Source organism: Streptomyces sp. SAS_281 (genome assembly GCF_052542855.1).
Genome location: NZ_JBMNDO010000033.1, coordinates 48,415 through 71,409 on the forward strand (window position 1 = coordinate 48,415; position 22,995 = coordinate 71,409).

General features: G+C 73.5%; 23 protein-coding genes and 1 pseudogene. 14 read left to right on the forward strand and 10 right to left on the reverse strand.

Features of this window, described 5'->3' with window-relative positions; translation table 11 throughout:
* Window positions 1–35: 35 nt before the first annotated feature.
* The 6 genes from ACN6LM_RS15385 to ACN6LM_RS15410 are packed head-to-tail and all read right to left on the reverse strand — an operon-like array spanning window position 36 to window position 5,387.
* On the reverse strand, window positions 36–1,286 hold the full coding sequence (locus ACN6LM_RS15385; RefSeq protein ID WP_445065920.1) for a cytochrome P450 family protein: 1,251 nt from the start codon (window positions 1,284–1,286) through the stop codon (window positions 36–38).
* Window positions 1,283–2,518: a cytochrome P450 gene (locus ACN6LM_RS15390; protein WP_445065921.1), complete on the reverse strand. Its 1,236-nt coding sequence runs from the start codon at window positions 2,516–2,518 to the stop codon at window positions 1,283–1,285. The genes ACN6LM_RS15385 and ACN6LM_RS15390 overlap by 4 nt, the downstream gene beginning before the upstream one ends.
* Window positions 2,515–3,162 (reverse strand): GTP-binding protein, encoded by a 648-nt coding sequence (locus ACN6LM_RS15395; protein ID WP_445065922.1) that lies wholly within the window; start codon window positions 3,160–3,162, stop codon window positions 2,515–2,517. The genes ACN6LM_RS15390 and ACN6LM_RS15395 overlap by 4 nt, the downstream gene beginning before the upstream one ends.
* Entirely contained in the window at window positions 3,143–3,508 is a 366-nt protein-coding gene (locus ACN6LM_RS15400) for a DUF742 domain-containing protein (RefSeq protein ID WP_161211670.1), read from the reverse strand. Before ACN6LM_RS15400 ends, ACN6LM_RS15395 begins: the two co-directional genes overlap by 20 nt.
* Window positions 3,505–3,942, reverse strand: a complete 438-nt coding sequence (locus ACN6LM_RS15405; RefSeq protein ID WP_445065923.1) for a roadblock/LC7 domain-containing protein — start codon at window positions 3,940–3,942, stop codon at window positions 3,505–3,507. Before ACN6LM_RS15405 ends, ACN6LM_RS15400 begins: the two co-directional genes overlap by 4 nt.
* Window positions 3,939–5,387, reverse strand: a complete 1,449-nt coding sequence (locus tag ACN6LM_RS15410; protein ID WP_445065924.1) for a sensor histidine kinase — start codon at window positions 5,385–5,387, stop codon at window positions 3,939–3,941. Before ACN6LM_RS15410 ends, ACN6LM_RS15405 begins: the two co-directional genes overlap by 4 nt.
* 339 nt (window positions 5,388–5,726) lie before the next feature.
* Between ACN6LM_RS15410 and ACN6LM_RS15415 the strand changes: the two genes are divergently transcribed.
* The 8 genes from ACN6LM_RS15415 (at window position 5,727) to ACN6LM_RS15450 (ending at window position 16,074) form a co-directional block, all read left to right on the forward strand.
* Window positions 5,727–6,719, forward strand: a complete 993-nt coding sequence (locus tag ACN6LM_RS15415; protein WP_445065925.1) for an EamA family transporter — start codon at window positions 5,727–5,729, stop codon at window positions 6,717–6,719.
* 146 nt (window positions 6,720–6,865) lie between these two features.
* Window positions 6,866–7,069 (forward strand): hypothetical protein, encoded by a 204-nt coding sequence (locus ACN6LM_RS15420; protein WP_445065926.1) that lies wholly within the window; start codon window positions 6,866–6,868, stop codon window positions 7,067–7,069.
* A gap of 120 nt (window positions 7,070–7,189) precedes the next feature.
* On the forward strand, window positions 7,190–7,984 hold the full coding sequence (locus ACN6LM_RS15425; RefSeq protein ID WP_445065927.1) for a TIGR03084 family metal-binding protein: 795 nt from the start codon (window positions 7,190–7,192) through the stop codon (window positions 7,982–7,984).
* A complete protein-coding gene (locus ACN6LM_RS15430) occupies window positions 7,981–9,708 on the forward strand; it encodes an acyclic terpene utilization AtuA family protein (RefSeq protein ID WP_445065928.1) in 1,728 nt (575 codons plus the stop codon). Before ACN6LM_RS15425 ends, ACN6LM_RS15430 begins: the two co-directional genes overlap by 4 nt.
* Entirely contained in the window at window positions 9,705–11,303 is a 1,599-nt protein-coding gene (locus ACN6LM_RS15435; RefSeq protein ID WP_445065929.1) for an acyl-CoA carboxylase subunit beta, read from the forward strand. Before ACN6LM_RS15430 ends, ACN6LM_RS15435 begins: the two co-directional genes overlap by 4 nt.
* 8 nt (window positions 11,304–11,311) lie before the next feature.
* A complete protein-coding gene (locus tag ACN6LM_RS15440) occupies window positions 11,312–13,264 on the forward strand; it encodes an ATP-binding protein (protein WP_445065930.1) in 1,953 nt (650 codons plus the stop codon).
* Entirely contained in the window at window positions 13,261–14,421 is a 1,161-nt protein-coding gene (locus ACN6LM_RS15445) for an acyl-CoA dehydrogenase family protein (protein ID WP_445065931.1), read from the forward strand. The genes ACN6LM_RS15440 and ACN6LM_RS15445 overlap by 4 nt, the downstream gene beginning before the upstream one ends.
* A gap of 57 nt (window positions 14,422–14,478) precedes the next feature.
* The gene (locus ACN6LM_RS15450; RefSeq protein WP_445065932.1) at window positions 14,479–16,074 is read left to right on the forward strand and encodes an AMP-binding protein; all 1,596 of its coding nucleotides are present in this window, start codon (window positions 14,479–14,481) and stop codon (window positions 16,072–16,074) included.
* Window positions 16,075–16,136: 62 nt separating this feature from the next.
* Here ACN6LM_RS15450 and ACN6LM_RS15455 read toward each other — a convergent pair whose 3' ends face one another.
* Window positions 16,137–16,826, reverse strand: coding sequence for an NADPH-dependent F420 reductase (locus ACN6LM_RS15455; RefSeq protein ID WP_445065933.1), 690 nt, complete (start codon window positions 16,824–16,826; stop codon window positions 16,137–16,139).
* Between the two features lie 73 nt (window positions 16,827–16,899).
* Between ACN6LM_RS15455 and ACN6LM_RS15460 the strand changes: the two genes are divergently transcribed.
* From ACN6LM_RS15460 to ACN6LM_RS15475, 4 genes are all read left to right on the forward strand, one after another.
* Window positions 16,900–17,262 (forward strand): winged helix-turn-helix transcriptional regulator, encoded by a 363-nt coding sequence (locus ACN6LM_RS15460; protein WP_445065934.1) that lies wholly within the window; start codon window positions 16,900–16,902, stop codon window positions 17,260–17,262.
* 148 nt (window positions 17,263–17,410) lie between these two features.
* A complete protein-coding gene (gene lspA, locus ACN6LM_RS15465; RefSeq protein WP_445065935.1) occupies window positions 17,411–17,938 on the forward strand; it encodes a signal peptidase II in 528 nt (175 codons plus the stop codon).
* Between the two features lie 335 nt (window positions 17,939–18,273).
* Window positions 18,274–18,999: a dienelactone hydrolase family protein gene (locus ACN6LM_RS15470; protein ID WP_445065936.1), complete on the forward strand. Its 726-nt coding sequence runs from the start codon at window positions 18,274–18,276 to the stop codon at window positions 18,997–18,999.
* A 56-nt stretch (window positions 19,000–19,055) separates the two neighbouring features.
* Entirely contained in the window at window positions 19,056–19,850 is a 795-nt protein-coding gene (locus ACN6LM_RS15475) for an oxidoreductase (protein WP_445065937.1), read from the forward strand.
* Window positions 19,851–19,893: 43 nt separating this feature from the next.
* Here ACN6LM_RS15475 and ACN6LM_RS15480 read toward each other — a convergent pair whose 3' ends face one another.
* Window positions 19,894–20,307 carry a MerR family transcriptional regulator gene (locus ACN6LM_RS15480; protein WP_445065938.1) on the reverse strand — a complete coding sequence of 138 codons (414 nt, stop codon included), beginning with the start codon at window positions 20,305–20,307 and terminating at the stop codon, window positions 19,894–19,896.
* 55 nt (window positions 20,308–20,362) lie between these two features.
* Here ACN6LM_RS15480 and ACN6LM_RS15485 point away from each other — a divergent pair, with 55 nt between their 5' ends.
* Window positions 20,363–21,337, forward strand: coding sequence for an SDR family NAD(P)-dependent oxidoreductase (locus tag ACN6LM_RS15485; RefSeq protein ID WP_445065939.1), 975 nt, complete (start codon window positions 20,363–20,365; stop codon window positions 21,335–21,337).
* Window positions 21,338–21,404: 67 nt separating this feature from the next.
* Here the strand turns inward: ACN6LM_RS15485 and ACN6LM_RS15490 are convergent, their stop codons facing one another.
* On the reverse strand, window positions 21,405–21,626 hold the full coding sequence (locus ACN6LM_RS15490; RefSeq protein WP_445065940.1) for a tautomerase family protein: 222 nt from the start codon (window positions 21,624–21,626) through the stop codon (window positions 21,405–21,407).
* Between the two features lie 53 nt (window positions 21,627–21,679).
* Window positions 21,680–22,462: an SDR family oxidoreductase gene (locus tag ACN6LM_RS15495; protein ID WP_445065941.1), complete on the reverse strand. Its 783-nt coding sequence runs from the start codon at window positions 22,460–22,462 to the stop codon at window positions 21,680–21,682.
* A 157-nt stretch (window positions 22,463–22,619) separates the two neighbouring features.
* On the opposite strand from ACN6LM_RS15495, the pseudogene ACN6LM_RS15500 reads away from it, so the two are divergent.
* Window positions 22,620–22,922: pseudogene (locus tag ACN6LM_RS15500) on the forward strand (helix-turn-helix domain-containing protein); the annotation flags it as partial.
* Between the last annotated feature and the right edge of the window lie 73 nt (window positions 22,923–22,995).

A 22,995-nucleotide genomic window follows, 5' to 3' on the forward strand; every position in this document is an offset into this window, starting at 1 on the left:
TCGTGGTCGTCGGAGGAACATCCGTGCGCACGGTGTCAGCGCAGCGTGACCGGGAGTTCGTACAGGTCGTTCTGCGTGACGATCGGCTTGTTGCGCAGCTCGGACGCCGGGACGGCGAGGGACAGCTCCGGGAAGCGGGCGTACAGCGCGGGCAGCGCCACCGACGCCTCCAGGCGGGACAGCGCGGCGCCCGGGCAGACGTGCGGGCCGTGCCCGAAGGAGATGTGGCGGTTCGGGGAGCGGGTCACGTCGAACTCCGTGGCCGATGCCCCCCACTGGCCCTCGTCGTGCGCGATGGCCGCGAACGAGGTCATGACACCCTCGCCCTTCGGCAGCACCCGGTCGCCCACCTCGATGTCCTCCGAGGCGAACCGGATCAGGATGTGCGAGGTCGGCGCCGACCAGCGCAGCGTCTCCTCGATGACCCCGTCCCAGCCCACCTCCCCGGCCAGCACCGCCCGTCGCTGCTCGGGGTGGGTCTCCAGGGCCACCACCGCGTTCACGATGAGGCTGATCGTCGTCTCGTGGCCCGCCGCGATGATCAGCTTCAGGGTGTTGAGGATCTCGTCGTCGGTGAGGTGGTCCCCGTCCTCGGACGCCAGGAGCAGCGCCCCGGTCAGGTCGTCGCCTGGGGCCTTCTTCTTCTCGTCCAGGATGCGCGAGAACAGGGTGTGGATGTCCGCCATCATCTGCGGCACCTCGGCGCGGGGCGTCATGTTGGAGAAGAACTTGTCGAACAGTTCCTTCATCCGGGGCAGGTCCGCCGAGTCGATGCCCATGAGCTCGCTGATCACGTTCATCGGCAGCGGGTAGGCGAACTCCGCCTTCAGGTCCACCGTCTCGCCCGCCGCGTGCTCCTCCAGGCGGTCCAGGAGCACCTTCGTCCGTGCCTCGATGCCCTCGCGCAGCCGCTCCACCCGGCGCACGGTGAGCGCCTGCGCGACCAGGCCGCGCAGGCGGCGGTGTTCGGCGCCGTCGGCGGTGAGCATGGTGCGGCCCGGGTTGACGAGGCCGATGAGCGGCCAGTCGAGCGGGATCTCGCCGCGCTGCCAGGCGCCCCACACGTTGATGTCCTTGACCAGGCGGCTGTCGGTGAGCAGCGCCTTCGCCTCGGCGTAGTGCGTGACGGTGTAGACGGGCACCCCGCCCGGCAGCTCGACCCGGGCCAGCGGCCCCGCCGCGTGCAGCCGCGCGCTCTCGCCCGCGAGGTCGGTGACGAAGGGGTCGAGGACGATGCGGTCCTGCCCGTCTTCCGCGTGGGCCGGTTCGGTGGTGGGCGCGGTCATCTGAGGCCTCCGAGAGCGGGGGTGGGCGTGAAGGTCACGGGCAGGTCGGTCAGGCCGCGCAGCCAGGGTGAAGGGCGCCGGGTGAGCCGGTCGGCGGGGACGGCGAGGTCGACGTCGGGCAGCCGGTCGAGGATGACCTCGATGGCCGTACGGGCGATGACCTCGGCGGTCTCCTGCGCCGGGAACGGGCAGCGGTGCTCGCCGTGGCTGAAGGAGAAGAACGCGTTGTTGCCGCCGGTGAGCGTGGAGCCGTCCGTGCGGACCTGGGGATCGGCGTTGGCCCCGGCGAGGGAGAGGACGAGCAGGTCCCCGGCCTTGATGTGGCGGCCGCCGAGGTGCACGTCGCGGGCGGCCCAGCGGCCGGCGATGTTCTGGCTGGGGGTGTCCTCCCACAGGACCTCGTTCATGGCCTCGGCGACGCTGTGCCGGCCGCCGGAGAGGGAGGCGGCGAAGCGGTCGTCGGTGAGCATCAGCCGCAGCGAGTTGCCGATCCAGTCGGCGGTCGGCTGGTGCCCGGCCGCCATCATCACCATGAGGTCCCGGGCCACGTCCTCGTCCGTGAACCCGGCGGTGTTGGCGAGCATCCGCGAGGCGACGTCGTCCCCGGGCTCGGCGCGCCGGCCGGCGAGCAGCGCGTACATGGAGCCGGCGATGTGCTTCTGGCCGGCGAGCGCGGTGGGCCCGCCGTTGATCATGTCGTTCATCGCGGTGACGAGGGCGGGGCCCTCGTCGTCGGAGAAGCCGTACAGCTTCGCCAGTACGCGTACGGGGAGGAGCATCGCGTACTCGGCGATCAGATCCGTCGCGCCGGCCGCGCAGAACGCGTCGATCAGTTCGTCCGCGAACTCCTCGGTGCTCTTCCTGAGCTCGAAGGGGTCCGTCGCCTCCAGCGCCTCGCAGATCACGGCCGCCCGGCGGCTGTGGCGCTCGCCGACGGTGTAGAGGATGGACGGCTGGGTCCGGCTGATCATCGGCATCAGCGGCCAGTCCTCGGGGATCGCGTCCCACTGGTTCCACAGCTGGGAGTCGCGGGTGAAGAGGGCCGGGTCCCCGGTGACCTGGTGCAGCTCGCGGTAGCCGAGCACGAGCCAGGCCGGGACGTCACCGGGCAGCGTGATCGGGGCGACCGGTCCGTGGTCGCGCCGCAGCTCCCGGTAGAGCGCCGCCGGTTCGCCCTGGAAGCGGGGTCCGTACAGCGGCACGGCACCGGCCGCGTGGGGGCACTCGGTCACGGGGTGGGCTCCGGGGTCAGGGCGGGGGTGCCTTCGGCGGGGGCGGGGGTGTCCTCCGTACGGGCCGCCGAGAGCCGGTGCAGGTGCTTGACCAGGGTGATCAGCACGTACTTGCTGGAGGACCGGTCGCGCGCGTCGCACTCGACGAGCGGGACGTCCGGGGAGATGTCGAGCGCCTCCCGGATCTGCTGCTCGGTGTGGAGCGGGCCGCCGAAGTCGTTGCAGGCCACGATGAACGGCGTGCCGTGGTGCTCCAGCCGGTCGATGGCGTACCAGGAGTCGGCCAGGCGCCGGGTGTCGACCAGGACGACGGCGCCCAGGGTGCCGGAGAACAGCCGGTCCCACAGGAACCAGAAGCGCTCCTGGCCGGGCGCGCCGAACAGGTAGAGCACCGAGCGTTCGTCCAGGCTGATCCGGCCGAAGTCGAAGGCGACCGTGGTGGACGTCTTGGACCCGACGCCGTCGAGGTGGTCGACCGCCTCGCCCGCGCGGGTCATCGTCTCCTCCGTGTTGAGCGGACGGATCTCGCTCACGGATCGGACCATGGTGGTCTTGCCGACCCCGAAGCCGCCGACCACGACTATCTTCAGTCCGTTGTCGGCCGTCGCTCTCAGGGCGGCGCGGTCAGAGGTTGCGGAGTCCAACGAGCACCTGTTCCAGGATGTCGGGGGCGGGAAGCCGGTCCGATACGCGTGCGGTACGCGGGTGGCGGGCGCTGATCCGGCCGGTGTCGAGCAGATCGCAGAGCAGGATGCGCACGATGCTGACGGGCAGGTCGAGATCGGCGGCGATCTCCACGACCGCGGTGGGCCGTTCGCACATCCGCAGGATCGCCACGTGCTCCGACTGCATGCCGGGGGCCGGCTCGCACTCGGCGACGACCAGCGTGACGAGGTCGAAGGCGGCGGAGTCGGACCGGGTGCGGCCGCCCGTGAGGGTGTACAGCCGGTCCGGCGCGTCGTCCCTGCCGGGCCGGGGGCGGGGGGTCATACGGCCGTGCCCCGGGCGGCGGCGACCGCGTCGGCGGGTTCGCGCGGCGGGGCGACCAGGTGCTCGCCCAGCTGCTCGACCAGCTCGCTCATGTTGTGGCCGACGAGGCCCACGTCCGCGCTCTCGGTGGCGACGACCGCGAGGTGGGGGCCGGCGCCCGCCTCCACGATGAACAGGACGCCGCCGTAGAACTCGGCCATGGCGGAGCGGACCCCGCCGTTGCCGTTGCCGAACTCCACGGACGCGCCGTGGGACAGGCTCTGGATGCCGGCGGAGATCGCGGCGAGCTGGTCGGCCCGGTCGACGGAGAGCTCGGGGGTGCGGCACAGCTTGAGGCCGTCCCTCGACAGCACGAGGGCGTGCCGAACGCCGGGGGTCCGTTCGAGGAGCCCTTCCAGCAGCCAGTTGAGCTTCTCGTCGGTGGTCGCGGTCATCGGGAGCTGTCCTCCGGGGGTGGGGAGTCGGGCCGTACGGCGTTGCGGAAGCTGCTGAAGCGGGCCGCCCGGGCCTTCGGGTCGGGGGTGGCGTCCGCCGCGTCGGCGTCCGGTGCCGGCGCGGCGGTGGCCCGGGCCCTGGCCTCGGCGGCGGCCAGGGTGCGCCCGCGCGAACGCTTGGGCAGGCCGCTCTCGCCGAACTTCGGAAGATTGCCGGTGGTGTCCGAGGCGGAGTCGGAGCGCATGGGCTCCGGGGCCGCGGGGTCCGTCCCCAGGGTGTGGACGGGCTCGGGCTCGGCGGGCGCGGACGCGGCGGCGGACGCCGACGAGGCCGGCGGGGCGGTCCGGACGGCGGTGGTGCGGGTGACGATCTCCTGCGGGAGCATCATCAGCGCGCCCGTGCCGCCGCGCGCGGACGGGCGGAACGAGACGGTCAGCCCGTGCTTGCGGGCCAGCCGGCCGACGACGGCGAGCCCGAGGCGGGTGCCGGTCAGGCCGGTGAGGCCGGTGTCGTCGGCGGCGACCGCGCGCTCCGCCCGGCGCAGCTGCACGTCGCTCATGACGAGGCCGCTGTCCTCGACGGTGACGACGATCCCGGCCGGGACCTCCTCCACGTACACATGGACCTCGGCGGTGGGCGGCGAGAAGTTCGCCGCGTTGTCGAGGAGCTCGGCCAGGGCGTGCATGACGCCCTCGGCGGCGTGGCCGGTGACGGCGACGTCGCTGGTGGAGTGGAGCCGGACGCGCTGGTAGCCGCTGATCCGGCCCATCGCGCCGCGCAGCACGGACTCCATGACGATGGGCTTGGCCCAGCGCCGCCCGGAGCGGGCGCCGGTGAGCACGGCGATGGAGTCGGCGAGGCGGCCGGCCTGGGCGGTGCGGTGGTCCAGGTGGAGCAGGTCGGTGAGGACGTCCTCCGCGGTGTGCCGGTGCTCCATCTCGCGGAGGTCGGCGAGCATGCTCGTGGCCAGGGCCTGCATCCGGCCGGCCGCGTTGGCGCAGGCGGTGAGGGCCGCGGAGCGCTCGGTCTCGGCGCGCGAGGCGCGGGCCTTGAGCCGGGTGTTCTCGGCGGTGAGGCGGGCGGCGGCTGCCTCGGCCTCCTCCTTGGCCTTCGCCGTCCCGGTGGCGGCGGCGGCCTTGACGCGGGCGTTCTCCGCGGTGAACCGCTGGGCCTCGGCGGCGGAGGCCGAGACCAGACGGGAGACCTCCGCCGTGAACCGGCTGCTTTCGGCGGCGTGCGTCTCGCGGAGCCGGCGCACCGTGGCCCGGGCATGGACGGCGGTGGTGACGGCGGCCACGAGCAGCACGGCGGCCCCGCCGGAGCCCCAGGCCACCGCGGTCCTGGCCGATTCGGGAGCGGCGAAGGTCGCCCACACGCTCAGGGCTGCGGTGAGGGCCGCCGTGACCGTGAAGGCCAGTGCGGTCGGCCGGGTGGAGGGGCGCAAAACGGAGTCCTCGGGGGCGGACGGCGGCGGACGGGGCGGTTCGGACGAGCGTGGCACCAGAGACAGGCGGGACGACTGGAACGGCCGATTCATAGGTAAGTCACCGTCACTATATGAGAATTGGGGAACCAGTTGGGAAGAACTTGTGGTGACCCTTGTTCTGTTTTTGTTTTCAACTTGTCAATTTCTGACCGTCTACCGAGAGCCCGCCCTTGCGGGGGAAGTGCGCGGGGTTCGTACGGTGGGTGGGGGGCTGCGTCGAGAGAGTGCAGTACCGTATATGCGGCAGTGCAATGCAGTGCACTGTCGATCGTCAGGACTCAGAAGGACAGGCCCCGGGTGAACGACCAGACCACCGCCGCAGAACCGGCCGCAGTTGCCGCCGTCGCCGTGCCGGAAGCGGTCGCCTCGCCGGGTCTCGGCGAGAGGGGGCGGGGCGGGGGGCGGCGGGCCGCGCTCGCCCCGGTCGCGCTGGTCGTCGCGGGCGGGCTGTCCGTGCAGTTCGGCGCCGCCGTCGCGGTGCTGCTGATGCCCCGGGCCGGGGCGCTGGGGGTCGTCACGCTGCGGCTGGCCGCCGCCGCGCTCGTCCTGCTCGTCGTCTGCCGGCCGAAACTGCGCGGCCACTCGCGCGCCGACTGGGGCACCGTGGTCGCCTTCGGCATCGCCATGGGCGCCATGAACACGCTGTTCTACCAGGCCGTCGACCGCATCCCGCTCGGCGCCGCCGTCACCCTCGAAGTGCTCGGCCCGCTGGCCCTGTCCGTGATCGCCTCGCGCCGCCTGGTCAACCTCGTCTGGGCGGGCCTCGCCCTCGGCGGCGTCGCCCTGCTCAGTGGGATGGTTCCCCTGTTCGAGGGGGGCCGAGGACTTGGGGAAGGCTTCGACCGGCTCGACCCGGCGGGCGCCGCCTACGCGCTGGGTGCCGGGGCGATGTGGGCGGCGTACATCGTCTTCAGCGCCCGCACCGGCCGCCGCTTCCCGCAGGCCGACGGCCTCGCCCTGGCCATGGTGGTCGCCGCCCTCCTCTCGCTCCCCCTCGGCATCATGGACGCGGGCTCCAAGCTCCTCGTGCCCACGACGCTCGGGCTGGGCGCGGCCGTCGCGGTGCTCAGCTCCGTGCTCCCGTACACCCTGGAACTCATCGCCCTGCGCCGCCTGCCCGCGCCCACCTTCGCCATCCTGATGAGCCTGGAACCCGCGATCGCCGCCATGGCCGGATTCCTCATCCTCCACCAGGCGCTCTCCGCCACGGACGCCCTCGCCATCGCGCTGGTCATCGGGGCGAGCATGGGAGCGGTACGGAGTCAGGTGCGGGAGGTCGCGAAGCGGTAGCCGGTCAGGGCGCCGCCCCGCATCATGGGCCCATGGACACCCCGCCCGCCGACTGGATCACCGTCGCCGCCTACGAGAACCTGCCGGGCCGCCTCACGCCGATGGCGGCCGTGCGCGGTTGACTGCGAGGCCGGGGCATCGACTGGATGCCCTTCGCGCCGGGCGAGATCCAGGTGGACCTGGCCTGCGGTGTCGGCGCGGACGGGCACTGGCACGGCTGGTTCGACGTCCGCGTGCAGGCCGACGCGCTGCGGCCGCTCGGGCTGCACCCCGATCAGCCTTCGTCCCGGGTGACCGGCGCGTCCCCGCCCCGCTGGTGGCATGCCGACGCCGAGCGTCGGGCCCGCTGAGGGGGGCGAGGGAGCCCGCCCGGCACCGGCGGCGGAAAAAATCATGCAAGCATGCTTGATTGTTTTGCGTCGCGCTGGCAGGCTCCCGGGCACGCCGTCACGCCCCGAGGGGAGCGCACCGTGTCCGATGCCTCAGCCGTGCTGGACGATCTGCGCAGCGAGAGCCAGGAGCTCGACCTGCTGGTCGCCGGGGCCACCGCGAGACAGTGGGCGGGGGAGACCCCGGCCGAGGGGTGGACCCTCGCCCACCAGATCGCCCACCTGAGCTGGACCGACGACGTCGCGCTGATCTCCGTCACCGACCCCGGCCGCTTCGGGGACGAGGTGGCGAAGGCCATGGAGGACCCCGAGGGCTTCGTGGACCGGGCCGCCGACGAGGTCGTCGCCGCGTACCCGCCGGACGCGCTGCTCGTCCGCTGGCGGGAGGGGCGTGAGCGCTTGCAGGAGGCACTGCGCGCGGCGCCCGCCGGGACGAAGTTCCCCTGGTACGGGCCGCCGATGAGCGTCGCCTCCATGGCGACCGGACGGCTCATGGAGACCTGGGCCCACGGCCAGGACGTCGCCGACGCCCTCGGGGTCACCCGCATCCCCACCGCCCGGCTGCGGCATGTGGCCCGCATCGGGGTCCGGGCCCGCGACTACGCCTTCTTCGTCCGGGGGAAGCAACCGCCCGCCGAGGAGTTCCGGGTGGAACTCGCCGCGCCGGGCGGTGAGCTGATCACGTACGGCCCCGAGGGCGCCGGCCAGCGGGTCACCGGGCCGCTGCACGACTTCTGCCTGCTCGTCACGCAGCGCGCCCACCGCGACGACCTGGCGGTGCGCGCGGAGGGCGCGGACGCGGACGCCTGGCTGTCCATCGCGCAGGCGTTCGCCGGGCCCGCGGGGGCGGGGCGGGCGCCGAAGGGGGAGCGATGACCCGGGCGGCGGGGGTCCGGTCGGCGGGGGCCCGGTCCCCCCTCCGCGTCGGCAACGCCTCCGGGTTCTACGGCGACCGCTTCGACGCCCTGCGCGAGATGCTCACCGGCGGCCCGCTCGACGTCCTCACCGGGGACTACCTCGCCGAGCTGACGATGCTCATCCTCGGCCGCAGCCGCCTCAAGGACCCGGCGCGCGGCTACGCCTCCACGTTCCTGCGGCAGCTGGAGGACGGGCTCGGGCTCGCCCGCGAGCGCGGGGTGAAGATCGTCGCCAACGCGGGCGGCCTGAACCCGGCCGGGCTGGCCGACGCGATCCGGGAGCTGGCCGAGAAGGCCGGGGTGCCGGTGCGGGTGGCGCATGTGGAGGGCGACAACATCCCCGTACCGGACGGTTTTCTGACCGCCAACGCGTACCTTGGGGGAGCGGGCATCGCGGCGTGCCTGCGGGCCGGTGCCGAGGTCGTCGTCACCGGCCGGGTGACGGACGCCGCCCTCGTCACCGGCCCAGCCGCCGCCCACTTCGGCTGGGGCCCCGAGGACCACGACGCGCTCGCCGGGGCCGTCGTCGCCGGGCACGTCCTGGAGTGCGGGACGCAGGCCACGGGCGGCAACTACGCGTTCTTCCGCGACCACGACGTCCGCCGGCCCGGCTTCCCGGTCGCGGAGATCCACGCCGACGGCAGCTCCGTCATCACCAAGCACGACGGCACCGGGGGCGTCGTCGACCTCGGCACGGTCACGGCCCAGCTCCTGTACGAGACGGGCGGCGCCCGGTACGCGGGGCCCGACGTCACCGCCCGGCTCGACACCGTACGGCTCACGCAGGACGGGCCCGACCGCGTCGCGATCACCGGCGTACGCGGCGAGGCCCCGCCGCCCACGCTCAAGGCCGGGCTGACCCGGCTCGGCGGCTGGCGCAACGAGGTCGTCTTCGTGCTCACCGGGCTCGACGTCGAGGCCAAGGCGGCGCTCGTCCAGGACCAGTTCGCGGACGCCTTCGCACGCGCCGGACGGCGGCCCGGGGAAGTCCGCTGGGAGCTGGCCCGTACGGACCGGGCCGACGCCGGCACCGAGGAGACCGCGAGCGCCCTGCTCCGGCTGGTGGTCCGGGACCGCGAACAGGAGGCCGTGGGGCGCGCGTTGTCCGGTGCGGCGATCGAGCTGGCCCTCGGCAGCTACCCCGGTTTCCATGTCACCGCCCCGCCCGGTAAGGGCGCGCCGTACGGGGTGTTCGAGGCGCGGTACGTGCCCGCGGAGGACGTGCGGCACGTCGCCGTGCTGCCCGACGGGACGCGCCGCACGGTTGGCCACCCCGTTCGGACGCTGGAGCTCCGGGAGGTGGAACAGCCCGCCCTGCCACCGCCGTTGGAGCCAGGGCCCACCCGCCGTGTCCCTCTCGGCCGCGTGGCCGGGGCCCGGAGCGGCGACAAGGGCGGGGACGCCAACGTCGGGGTGTGGGTGCGGGACGAACCCGCGTGGCGGTGGCTCGCGCACGAGCTGACCGTCGACCGCTTCCGTGCGCTCCTCCCGGAGACCGACGGGCTCACCGTCGTACGCCATGTCCTGCCCAACCTCCGGGCGTTGAACTTCACCGTGCACGGGCTCCTCGGCGAAGGGGTCGCCGCGCAGCACCGGTTCGACCCGCAGGCCAAGGCGCTGGGGGAGTGGCTGCGCGCCCGCCACCTGGAGATACCCGTGACCCTTCTGGAGGTGCCCGCATGACCGTCCTGCCCACCGGGCTCGACACCGCGAGCCCCGACTACGCCGCCAACCGGGCCGCCATGCTCGACAAGCTGGCCGAGCTGGAGACCGCGCACGCCAAGGCGCTGGAGGGCGGCGGCGAGAAGTACGTCGAGCGGCACCGCAAGCGCGGCAAGCTGCTGGCCCGCGAGCGCGTCGAGCTGCTGGTGGACCCGGACACGCCGTTCCTGGAGCTGTCGCCGCTGGCCGCCTGGGGCAGCGAGTACGCGGTCGGAGCGTCGCTCGTCACCGGGATCGGGGTGGTGGCGGGCGTGGAGTGCCTGATCACCGCCAACGACCCGACCGTGCGCGGCGGAGCGTCGAACCCGTGGACGCTGAGGAAGGCACTGCGCGCGAACGAGATCGCCTTCGCCAACCGGCTGCCGGTCATCAGCCTGGTCGAGTCCGGGGGTGCCGATCTCCCGTCCCAGAAGGAGATATTCATCCCGGGCGGCGCGCTCTTCCGCGACCTCACCCGGCTCTCGGCCGCCGGCATCCCGACCGTCGCCGTGGTGTTCGGCAACTCGACCGCCGGAGGCGCGTACGTCCCCGGCATGTCCGACCACACGGTCATGATCCAGGAACGCTCGAAGGTCTTCCTCGGCGGACCGCCCCTGGTCAAGATGGCGACCGGCGAGGAGAGCGACGACGAATCGCTCGGCGGCGCCGCGATGCACGCCCGTACGTCGGGGCTCGCCGACCACTTCGCCGTGGACGAGCACGACGCGCTGCGCCAGGCCCGCCGCATCGTCGCCCGCCTCAACTGGCGCAAGGCGCACGCCGACCCGGGCCCCGCCGAGCCGCCCAAGTACGACGAGGACGAACTGATCGGCATCGTGCCCGGGGACCTGAAGGTGCCGTTCGACCCGCGCGAGGTGATCGCCCGGCTGGTCGACGGCTCGGACTTCGACGCCTTCAAACCGCTGTACGGGACGAGCCTGGTCACCGGATGGGCCGCTCTGCACGGCTATCCGGTCGGCATCCTCGCCAACGCGCAGGGCGTCCTGTTCAGCGAGGAGTCGCAGAAGGCCGCGCAGTTCATCCAGCTCGCCAACCAGCGCGACATCCCGCTCCTCTTCCTCCACAACACCACCGGCTACATGGTCGGCAAGGAGTACGAGCAGGGCGGCATCATCAAACACGGCGCGATGATGATCAACGCCGTCTCGAACTCGAAGGTCCCGCACCTGTCGGTCCTGATGGGCGCCTCGTACGGCGCCGGGCACTACGGGATGTGCGGCAGGGCGTACGACCCGCGCTTCCTCTTCGCCTGGCCCGGCAGCAAGTCCGCCGTCATGGGCCCGCAGCAGCTGTCCGGGGTGCTCTCCATCGTCGCGCGCGCCTCGGCCGCCGCGAAGGGCCGCCCGTACGACGACGAGGCGGACGCCGCCCTGCGCGCGATGGTCGAGCAGCAGATCGAGTCCGAGTCCCTGCCGATGTTCCTGTCCGGGCGGCTGTACGACGACGGGGTGATCGACCCGCGCGACACCCGGACCGTGCTCGGCCTGTGCCTGTCCGCCATCCACACCGCACCGGTCGAGGGCGCCCGCGGCGGCTTCGGCGTCTTCCGGATGTGAGGAGTGAAGTGATCACCAGCCTGCTCGTCGCCAACCGGGGCGAGATCGCGTGCCGGATCTTCCGCACCTGCCGGGCCCTCGGCATCGCCACCGTCGCCGTGTACTCGGACGCGGACGCCCATGCGCTGCACGTCCGGGAGGCCGACACCGCCGTACGGCTGCCGGGCTCGGCCCCCGCCGATACCTATCTGCGCGGCGATCTCGTCGTGGCCGCCGCGCTCGCGGCCGGGGCGGACGCCGTGCACCCCGGGTACGGGTTCCTCTCCGAGAACGCCGGGTTCGCCGCCGCCGTGCTGGAGGCCGGGCTGCGGTGGATCGGGCCGCCCGTCAGGGCGATCGAGCTGATGGCCTCGAAGACCCGCGCCAAGGAGCTGATGGCCGCCGCCGGGGTGCCGCTGCTCGCGCCGGTGGACCCGGCCGCCGCGACCGCCGAGGACCTGCCGCTGCTGCTGAAGGCGGCGGCCGGCGGCGGTGGGCGCGGGATGCGGATCGTACGCGAACTGGGCGACCTGCCCGGCGAGTTGACGGCCGCCGTGGCCGAGGCGCTGTCCGCGTTCGGGGACGGCGAGGTGTTCGCCGAGCCGTACGTGGAGCGCGGCCGGCACGTCGAGGTCCAGGTGATGGCGGACGAGCACGACGCGGTGTGGGCGCTGGGGACCCGGGACTGCTCGCTCCAGCGGCGGCACCAGAAGGTCATCGAGGAGGCGCCGGCGCCGGGCCTGCCGGACGAGCTGCGGGGGCGGCTGCACGGGGCCGCGGTGGCCGCCGCCCGGGCCGTGGGGTACCGGGGGGCCGGAACCGTGGAGTTCCTGGTCGCCGAGGACGGGCGGCCGTACTTCCTGGAGATGAACACACGGCTCCAGGTGGAGCACCCGGTGACCGAGGAGGTGTTCGGGCTCGACCTCGTCGCGCTCCAGCTCCGGATCGCGGAGGGGGAGCCGCTGCCCGCCGAGGGGCCCCCGTCGCCGTCCGGGCACGCCGTGGAGGCGCGGCTGTACGCGGAGGACCCGGCGCGCGACTGGCAGCCGCAGACCGGAGCACTGCTCTCGCTGGACGTGCCGGGGGAGCCGGGGGTGCGCCTCGACACCGGGTACACCGGCGGCGACGTGATCGGCGTGCACTACGACCCGATGATCGCGAAGGTGATCGCCCACGCGCCCTCCCGCAACAAGGCCGTACGGCTCCTCGCCCGGGCCCTGGAGCGCGCCCGGATCCACGGCCCGGTCACCAACCGCGAGCTGCTCGTCCGCTCCCTGCGCCACCCCGACTTCCTGGCGGCCCGCCTGGACACCGGCTTCTACGACCGCCACCTGACGGCTCTGACCCCGACGCCCGACGAGACGTCCGTACGGCAGGCCGCGACGGCCGCCGCCGTCGTCGAGGCGGCCCGCAACGCCACGCTCAATGCCGGGGGCTTCATGCGCTTCGGCGCCTGGCGCAACCTGCCCTCGCAGCCTCAGCTCCGGCGCTACCGCAGCGAACCGGACGGCCGCGAGTACGGGATCACCTACCGCCCCACCCGCGACGGCCTGGCCGTCGGCACGGAGGGCGTCCGTGTGGTCTCCGCGGACCGGATCCGGGCCACCCTCGACATCGACGGCGTGACCCGCGTCTTCCACGTGGCCGTCCACGACACCAAGGTGCACGTGGACACCGCCTCCGGCGCGTACACCTTCACCGCCCTGCCCCGCTTCACCGACCCGGCCGGCCGCACCGAACCCGGCTCCCTCCTCGCCCCCATGCCCGGCACGGTGGTCCGCCTCGCGGACGGCCTCGCGGAGGGGGCCGCCGTGGTCGCCGGGCAGCCGCTGATCTGGCTGGAGGCGATGAAGATGGAGCACCGCGTCCTCGCCCCCGCCTCCGGCACGCTCACCGCCCTGCACGCCGCGCCCGGCCTCCAGGTGGAGGTCGGCGCCCTGCTCGCCGTAGTCACCGACCCCTCTGAGGAGCAGCCCGCATGAGCACCGTCCTCGAAACCGAAGAGCACCAGGCCCTGCGCGCCGCCGTCGCCGCCCTCGGGAAACGGTACGGGCGGGAGTACATGCAGTCCCTCGTCAGCGAGGGCGGCCACCCCCGCGAGCTGTGGGCGGAGGCAGCGAAGGCGGGCTTCCTCGGCGTGAACCTCCCCGAGGAGTACGGGGGCGGCGGCGCCGGAATGGCGGAGCTCTCCATCGTCCTGGAGGAGCTGGGCGCCTCCGGCTCCCCGCTCCTGATGATGATCGTGTCGCCCGCGATCTGCGGAACGGTGATATCCCGCTTCGGCACCGACGAGCAGAAGCGGCAGTGGCTTCCCGGCCTCGCCGACGGCTCCCTCACCATGGCGTTCGGCATCACCGAGCCGGACGCCGGCTCCAACTCGCACCGCATCACGACCACGGCGCGCCGGGACGGCGGGGACTGGCTGCTCACCGGCCGCAAGGTGTTCGTCTCCGGCGTCGACATCGCGGACGCCACGCTGATCGTCGGCCGCACGGAGGACGCGAGGACCGGCAAGCTCAAGGCGTGCCTGTTCATCGTCCCGCGCGAGACGCCCGGCTTCCGGCGGAACCGGATCGACATGGAGGTCCACGCCCCGGAGAAGCAGTTCGAACTGGTCCTGGACGAGGTGCGGTTGCCCGCCGAGGCGCTGGTGGGGGATGAGGACGCGGGTCTGCTGCAGCTCTTCGCCGGGCTCAACCCGGAGCGCATCATGACCGCGGCCTTCGGTATCGGGATGGGCCGTTACGCGCTCGGCCGGGCGGTCGAGTACGCGAAGACCCGCCAGGTCTGGAGGGAGCCCATCGGCGCCCACCAGGCCATCGCCCACCCGCTGGCCCAGGCGCACATCGAGCTCGAACTGGCCCGCCTGATGATGCAGAAGGCCGCCCGGCTGTACGACGCGGGCGACGACCTCGGCGCGGGCGAGGCGGCGAACATGGCGAAGTACGCGGCGGGCGAGGCGTGCGTGAAGGCGGTGGACCAGGCGGTGCACACGCTGGGCGGCAACGGGCTGACGCGCGAGTACGGGCTCGCTTCGCTGATCACGGGGGCGCGGGTGGCGCGGATCGCCCCGGTCAGCAGGGAAATGATCCTGAACTACGTATCCCACCAGAGCCTGGGCCTCCCCAAGTCGTACTGAGGGGCGCCACAGTCGTACGTACGCGAGAGGCCACTCCCCCGCATCGAAGGGACCGACATGGCGCACGTGTTCCGCAGCGATTACCCCGACGTCCAGCCGCTCGACGCCGCCATCCACGACGCGGTGCTCGGGCACGCCGCCGAGCGGTTCGGGGAGACCGTCGCCCTGATCGACGGGACGAACGAGAGCAGCCGCCTCACCTACGCGCAGCTCGACGCGTTCCACCGCAGGATCGCCGCCGGTCTCGCCGCCGCCGGCCTGGTCAAGGGCGATGTGCTCGCCCTGCACAGCCCGAACACCATCGCGTACCCGGCCGTCTTCCACGCGGCGACGCGGGCGGGCGCCACGGTCACGACGGTGCACCCGCTGGCTACGGCGGAGGAGTTCGCGAAGCAGCTCCGCGACTGCTCCGCGCGCTGGATCGTCACGGTGTCCCCGCTGCTCGCGGTCGCGCGCCGGGCCGCCGAACTCGTGGGCGGCATCGAGGAGGTGTTCGTCTGCGACCACGCGGAGGGGCACACCTCGCTCCTGGACATGCTCACCACGACCGCCCCGGAACCGATGGTGGCCGTGGACCCGGCGGTGGACGTCGCGGCCCTCCCGTACTCCTCGGGCACGACGGGCGCCCCGAAGGGCGTCATGCTGACGCACCGCTCGATGGCGACGAACCTGGAGCAGCTGGGCCCGTTCATCCCGCTGGGGGAGAACCACCGCATCCTGGCGGTCCTGCCGTTCTTCCACATCTACGGCCTGACGGCCCTGATGAACGCCCCTCTGCGCCTGGGCGCCACGGTGGTCGTCCTCCCGCGCTTCGACCTGGCCCAGTTCCTGGCGGCGATCGAGACGCACCGCATCAACGGCCTCTACGTGGCCCCGCCGATCGTCCTGGCCCTCGCGAAGCACCCGGTGGTCGACCGCTACGACCTGTCCTCGCTGGAGTACATCGTCAGCGCCGCCGCCCCCCTCGACGCGGACCTGGCCGCCGCCTGCTCCCGCCGCCTGGGGCTGCCGCCGGTCCGCCAGGCGTACGGCATGACGGAACTCTCCCCGGGCACGCACGTCGTCCCGCTCGCCGCCGAGAACCCGCCGCCGGGCGCGGTCGGCACGCTGCTCCCGAGCACCGAGATGCGGATCGTGTCCCTGGACGACCCCTCGCTCGACGCCCCGGAGGGCGAGCCCGGGGAGATCCTGATCCGCGGCCCCCAGGTCATGAAGGGCTACCTGGGCCGCCCCGACGCCACCGCCGCGATGATCGACCCCGACGGCTGGGTGCACACCGGGGACGTCGGCAGGGTCGACGAGGCCGGCTGGCTCTTCGTGGTCGACCGCGTGAAGGAGCTCATCAAGTACAAGGGCTACCAGGTCGCCCCCGCGGAGCTGGAAGCGCTGCTGCTCGGCCACGAGGGGGTGGCCGACGCGGCGGTGATCGGCGTCCAGGACCCCGACGGCAACGAGATCCCGAAGGCTTACGTGGTGCGGGGCGCGGGGGCGGCGGTGACGGCGGAGGGCCTGATGGCGTGGGTGGCGGAGCGGGTGGCGCCGTACAAGAAGGTGCGGGCGGTCGAGTTCATCGGGACGGTGCCCCGGGCGGCGTCGGGCAAGATCCTGCGCCGGGAACTGCGGGACCGGGAGGCGGGGCGGGGGAGATCCTGATCCCGCCCCCGCGCGCCTCCGGGTCCCCCGACGCCCCCCCCCGGCCACAGGGGGAGGCGTCGTCACGCGGACGGCTGGGGGTCCTTACCAGCCCGTTCCAGGGGGGCCGGTCCGGCCGCGTACGCCAGTGGAGGCGCGATCGCCTGCGCGTCCGCTCCCTCACCGACCCACAGGGCGATGAACAGCGCGGCGGTCGCTTCCAGGAGTCCCGCACGTTCGAGGCCGCCGCCTGCCACGGGTTCGCAGCCCACGTCCCGCACCAACTCGCGCACCCGCGCGAGGGCCGTCTCGTCGTCGCCGCAGACGGGCACGGCCAGGGGCCGCCCGTCGAAGACGGGCGGGCGCATGCGCCACACGTCCTCGTGGCAGAGGTTGAAAGCCTTGACCACATGGGCTCCCGGCGCCGCCGAGGCCAGTCGCCGGGCGGCCGAGCGGCCTCCCTCCGTCAGCAGCCGGAAGCCCGGGCCGACCGGGTTGGAGCAGTCGAGCAGCGCCTTGCCCTCCAGGGCCGCGTGCAGTTCCCGCGCCACATCCGCTCCCGCCCCGAAGGACAGCGCGGCCAGCACCACCTCCTGACCGAACTCGGCGGCCGCACGCAGACCGGCGGGCTGCGCGCCGCCTCCGATGCGCCTCGCCAGCCGCTCCGCCTTGTGCATGTCCCGTCCCCCGATGGCCACCTGGTGCCCGGCCCTCACCCAGTGGGTGGCGAGCGCGTCGGCCATGTTGCCTGTTCCCAGTACGCCGATTCTCATCCCGTGATTCCTCTCCGTGCCTGCTTCGCCGTTCACAGCGACGCTAGAGAACGGTTCGGGCACCATGTGGTACGTGACGACCGACGCCTTCCTCGCCGACTGCCGCGCCCGCCTCGCCTTCGACCTGCTCTCCAACACCTGGAACGCCGTAGTGCTCTGGGCCCTGCGCGACGGCCCCAGACGTCCGGTCGAACTCCGGGAACGGATCGGGGGCATCAGCTCCAAGGTCCTCACCGAGACCCTGCGACGGCTGCAGTGCAACGGGCTGGTCGACCGCCGGGCACGCCCCGACGCGCCGTCAAGGGTCGAATACGAACTCACCGCCCTGGGCCGGACCTTGCTGGCACCCATCGACGCCTTCGGCGCATGGGCCTTCGAGCACGGCGACGAGGTCATGGCAGCGCGGGAAGCGGCATGCGTTCCCGGACCGCAGTAACCGGCGTGGCCCCGCCGGTGAAAGGGCGCTCCCGGCCCCCCTTCGCAGGCGGCGGAGCGGGCGGCGGGTGGACCCGGTTCTGCCGCCGGGATACGTTCCCTGGGGGAAGCGTGCCGTTCGCGGTGCGGCGAGGGCCAGGAGGGCGAGCGTGCCGGACGCGACGACGGGCGACACGGGCGCGCGCAGGCGCGCCTGTCTGCTGTGGGCGGTCGCGGGCCTCGCGTACGCCATCGACCTCGGGACCAAGCTGGCGGTGGTCGCCAAGCTCGAAGGCCGTACGACCGTGTCCGTCCTCGGGGACTGGCTCGTGCTGCGGGTGCAGCGCAACCCGGGCGCCGCCTTCGGCATGGGCGAGGCGACGACGATCGTGTTCACCCTGGTCGCCGCGGCCGTCGCCGTCGTCGTGGTCCGCTACTCGCGCCGCCTGGCGAGCACCCAGTGGGCCATCGCCCTCGGCCTGCTCCTCGGCGGCACCCTCGGCAACCTCACCGACCGCCTCTTCCGCGCCCCGGGCGACCTCCAGGGCGCGGTGGTCGACTTCATCGCCGTGCGGGACTTCAGCGTGATGAACCTGGCCGACTGGGCGATCACCTGCGGCTGCGCGGTGGCCGTGGTGCTGTCGTTCCGGAGCTCGCCGACGACGGCCGGCGCGGGGGCGCCGGCGCCCCGGTCGTAGCGGGCCGTCGCGCGGCATGCCTGCGGCGCCCACAGCCTGTGAACGGAGAGCCCGTCACCCTCCTTGCCCCGCAGCGGTGCCCCCGCCTACGGCAGCGGCGCGTTCGCCGGCTGCGATCCGTGACCGGCGAGGTGGAGCTTCATGGCGCACTGATCTTCAGGCTTGTTGCACACAGCGAAAGTGCGGGTCCGTTGGGGCGGGCTCATCCGGGCGAGGCGGAACGCCATGCGAGGGCGGCCGAGGTTGGGGTGAGGCGGCTGCCGACTTTCTCTCAGGGCTTCCGCCGGCGGCGAACCCCGGCCCGGTCGTGCTCGACGCGGACTACGGTCCGTCCCATGACGACGGTTACCACGCGCACGGTCACGTATCCGGCCGACGGTCTGACGATGGTCGGCCACCTCGCGCTTCCGGCCGGTGCCGGCCGCCGGCCCGCGGTGCTGCTCGGGCCGGAAGGCATGGGCCTCAGCGACGTCGAGCGGCGCCGGGCCGAGGCCCTTGCCGAACTCGGTTACGTCACCCTGGCCTTCGACCTCCACGGCGGGCGGTACCTGGGCGAACCCGGAGAGATGCTGGCCCGTTGCCTGCCGCTGCTCGACGACCCCGACCGGATGCGCGGCATCGGCCACGCGGCGCTCGACGTGCTCCGCGCCGAGCCGAGGGCTGACCCCGACCGGATCGCCGCCATCGGCTACGGCACCGGCGGCATCATCGCGCTTGAACTCGGGCGCGATGGCGTCGACCTGCGCGCGGTCGGCACCGTCAACGGACTGAGCACCGGCCGCCCGGGCGAGACCGCGCGCATCCGCTGCCCGGTGTGGGCCGGGGTCGGGTCGGAGGATCCGATCATGGCGCCCGCGCAACGGGACACGTTCACGGCCGATATGCGGTCGGCGGGCGTCGACTGGCGCTTCACGGTCTACGGCGGCGCCCTGCACGCGTTCCACCATCCCCCGGTCGACCACACCGTCCCCCCAGGCGTCGGCCACCACCCACGGCACGCGGAGCGAGCCTGGCGCGACGTCCTTGACCTGCTGGCCGAGTGCCTGCCGGTGCCGGAGTGACCCGGCCGGCCAATCGGCGGGGACTTGGGGGCGTCGCCCGGGTCGGATACGGTGCGATGAAGCTGACGGGGTGGCCCCGGGGGGAGCGGCCCGACCGGGACGCGGCCCTCGCCGTTCTGCGGCGGGCGGTGGAGCTGGGGGTCAATCACATCGACACCTCGAACTACTACGCCCGCGACGGTGTTTCGGCGAATGAACTGATCCGGGCCGCCTTGCACCCCTACCCGGACGACCTGGTGATCGTCACCAAGGTCGGGGCGCTGGTCGAGGGCCCCGACATCGCGCTGCCGGCCACCGAACAGCGCGGTCTCACACCGGACGGCCTGCGACGCGGGGTCGAGGCGAACCTCAAGACGCTCGGCCTGGACCGGCTCGACGTGGTGAACCTGCGCCTGGGCGACCGGGGCCATGAGGACGCCCCGCTCGACGGACCCCTGAAGACGCTGCTGGCCCTGCGCGAGGAGGGCCTGATCCGGCACATCGGCGTCTCCAACGTGTTGCTCGACCAGTTCACACGGGCGCGCGATCTGGCGCCGGTCGCCTGTGTGCAGAACGCCTACAACATCGCGCGCCGTGACGACGATCCCCTGGTGGACGCCTGCGCCGCGGCCGGTGTCGCGTACGTGCCGTTCTACCCCGTCGGCGGCTTCCAGCCCCTGACCGCCGCACGCCTCACGGCCGTCGCGGACCGGCACGGTGCCACCGTCCCGCAGGTGGCGCTCGCCTGGCTGCTGGCCCGGTCGCCCAACGTCCTGCTCATCCCCGGCACCGGTTCGCTCGCCCACCTGGAGGAGAACATCGCGGCGGGCGACCTGCGGCTGAGCGCCGAGGACCTGGCGGTCCTGGGCTGACGGAGGGCGGCCGACGAGCCGTTGCCTCCGGCCCCGGACGCGCTCAAGTCGTCGGGTCCCAGAGGCCGTTCGCCTCGCCTCGGGCCAGGTGGTCCGCGTAGACGCCGACCTTCCAGGTGATGACCGAGCGGCACTCCTCCAGGGCGGCGATCCGGGCGTCGACGCGTTGACGGTGGGTGTCCAGGAGGCGGAAGCGCTCGGCCTCGTTGCCCGGGCCCTGGCGTACGAGTTCGGCGAACCGCTTCTGCTCGGCCAGGGGCATTCCGGATTCGCGCAGCTTCACACAGATCAGGAGCCAGTCGACGTCCGGCGCGCGGTAGCGGCGCCGGCCGCCGGAGGTGCGGTGCACCGGGCCCACGAGCAGGCCCTCGCGCTCGTAGAAGCGGAGGGCGTGGACGCTGAGGCCGGTGCGGTCGGACACCTCGCCGATGCTCAGCGTGTCAGTGGTGGTGGTCATGCGGTGGAGCGTAGGACTTGAGCTGGAGCGAGGTCTAGATCGTAGTTTCCTCTCCATGACCCACACCGAACAGCAGCCCATCGGCTCGCCCTTCTCCGCCGCCAGCACCGCCCAGGACGTCACCGCCGGGCTCGGCCTCTCCGGCCGGACCGCCGTCGTGACCGGGGGTTACTCCGGGCTCGGGCTCGAAACGACCCGCGCGCTCACCGCTGCCGGGGCCCGGGTCGTCGTTCCCGCCCGGCGGCCCGACGTCGCCCGGGCCGCGCTCGCCGGGGTGCCCGGCGACACCGAGGTCGTCGCCATGGACCTGTGCGACCTCGGGACCGTACGGGAGGCGGCCGCGCACCTCCGCGAGACGCTGACCGCGATCGACCTGCTCTTCGCGACCGCCGGGGTCATGGCCACGCCGGAGCGGCGCGTCGGGCCCGGGTGGGAGAGCCAGTTCGCGACGAACCACCTCGGGCACTTCGCCCTCGCCAGTGAGCTGTACCCGCTCCTCGCCGCCGCCCGTGACGGGGCGCGCGTCGTCGTCTACAGCTCCGGCGCCCACGGCATCACGGACATCCGCTGGCACGATCCGCACTTCCGTACCGGCTATGACAAGTGGCAGGCGTACGGCCAGGCCAAGACGGCCAACGTGCTCTTCGCCGTACACCTCGACGCCCTCGGGCGGGGCGACGGCGTGCGGGCCTTCGCGCTCCACCCGGGTTCGATCATCACCGGGTTGCAGCGGGAGATGACGTTCCAGGAGCAGATCGACAACGGGTGGGTGGACGAGCACGGCACGGTGATCGGCCCCGGCTTCAAGACGCCTCCGCAGGGCGCCGCGACCGGGCTCTGGGGCGCCACCACTCCGCTTCTGTCCGGCCGGGGCGGCCTCTATCTGGAGGACTGCGAGGTCGCCGGTCTCTTCGCCCCCGAATCGCCCGAGGGCGACGGCGTGCGCGCCTACGCCGTCGACCCGGACGCGGCGGCGCGGCTGTGGGACCTGTCCGTGGCCGCCACGGGGGCCGCGCCGATCGTCCGGTGACGCGGGCCGCCCGGGGGCGACGGGCGGGCCCCGCGGCGAACGGCCGCGGGGCCCGGGCGGCGACCGGTCAGGCGTCGGTCGGTGCCGCCTCGCCGAGCATGGCGAGCGTCAGCACGTTGCCGGAGATGCCCCAGCCGCCGTCGGCGACCTCTTCGACCAGGACCATGGTGTTGGCGCGGGCGCGCTCGCCGTAGATCTCGACGAACAGTTCGGTGGTGCGGGCGACGATCTCCTCCTTCTGCTTCGGCGTGAGGGTCTTCTCGGGGACCTTGAAGTTCGCGAAAGGCATGGCTGGTTCTTCCTTCTTCTTCCAGTGGGATGAGCGGACGGCCAGGGGGTGGTTCAGACGATTCCGCCGTTGGCCCGGACGACCTGTCCGTTGACCCAGTGGCCGGCGGGGGAGGCCAGGAACGCGACGACCTCGGCGATGTCGGCCGGGGTGGCGAGGCGCTCCAGCGGGGGCTGGGCGGCCAGGCGGGCGACGGTCTCCTCGTCCTTGCCGTCCAGGAACAGATCGGTGGCCGTGGGCCCGGGCGCGACGGTGTTGGCGGTGATGTCCCGGCCCCGCAGCTCCCGGGCCAGGATCATGGTCAGCGCCTCGACGGCGCCCTTGCTGGCGGCGTAGGCGCCGTAGCTCGGGAAGGCCAGCCCCAGCACCGACGTGGAGAACGTCACGATCGCGCCGCCGGGGCGCACCCGGCGGGCGGCCTGCTGGACGACGACGAACGTGCCGCGGATGTTGGTGCGGTGCAGGTCGTCCAGGACGGCCAGGTCCATGTCGGCGATCGGCGCCAGGTGCATCCGCCCCGCCGCGTGCACGACGACGTCGACACCGCCGAACTCGGCTTCCGCCGCGTCGAACAGGGCGGCGACCGCGTGTTCGTCGGCGACGTCCGCGCGCACCGCGAGCGCCCGGCCGCCGGCGGTCACGACCTCCTTGACGGCGGCTTCGGCCGCGTCCTGGCCGCCCGCGTAACCGACCACGACGGCGTACCCGTCGGCGGCCAGCCGGCCGACGGTCCCGCGGCCGATGCCGCGCGAGCCCCCGGTGACGATCGCGACGCGGGGTGAGGTGGAGGGCCGCTCCGGGGCAGCGGTCCCGTCGGGGGAAGAGGGGAAGGGCATGACTGGCTCCTCTGGGAGGTGGGGCCGGGGCGAGACCCGGCCGTCGTCCGGCGGTGTCCCCAACGATCGGCCGGATTCGCGGTCCCAGCCAGGGCTGCGTTTACCCGGGGGACGCCACCCCCTGGCTCCGCCGCGCCGTACGCGCGAGCATGGAGCGGTGAACCTTCCAGAGCTCGGTGCCTTCCTCCGGACCCGCCGCGACCGCATCCGCCCCGCCGAGGTCGGCCTGCCCCACGGCCCGCGCCGACGCGTCCCCGGGCTGCGCCGCGAGGAGGTCGCGCAGCTGGCGGGGCTGTCGGCCGACTACTACACCGAGCTGGAACGCGGGAGCGCGAAGAACGGTGTGCAGCCCTCGGCGCAGACGCTGGCCGCCCTCGCCCGGGCCCTGCGCCTGAACGGCGACGAGCGCGACCACCTGTTCCACCTGGCCGAACGACCGGTCCCGGGGGGGGGGGGGGGGGGGGGGGGGGGGGGGGGGGGGGGGGGGGGGGGGGGGGGGGGGGGGGGGGGGGGGGGGGGGGGGGGGGGGGGGG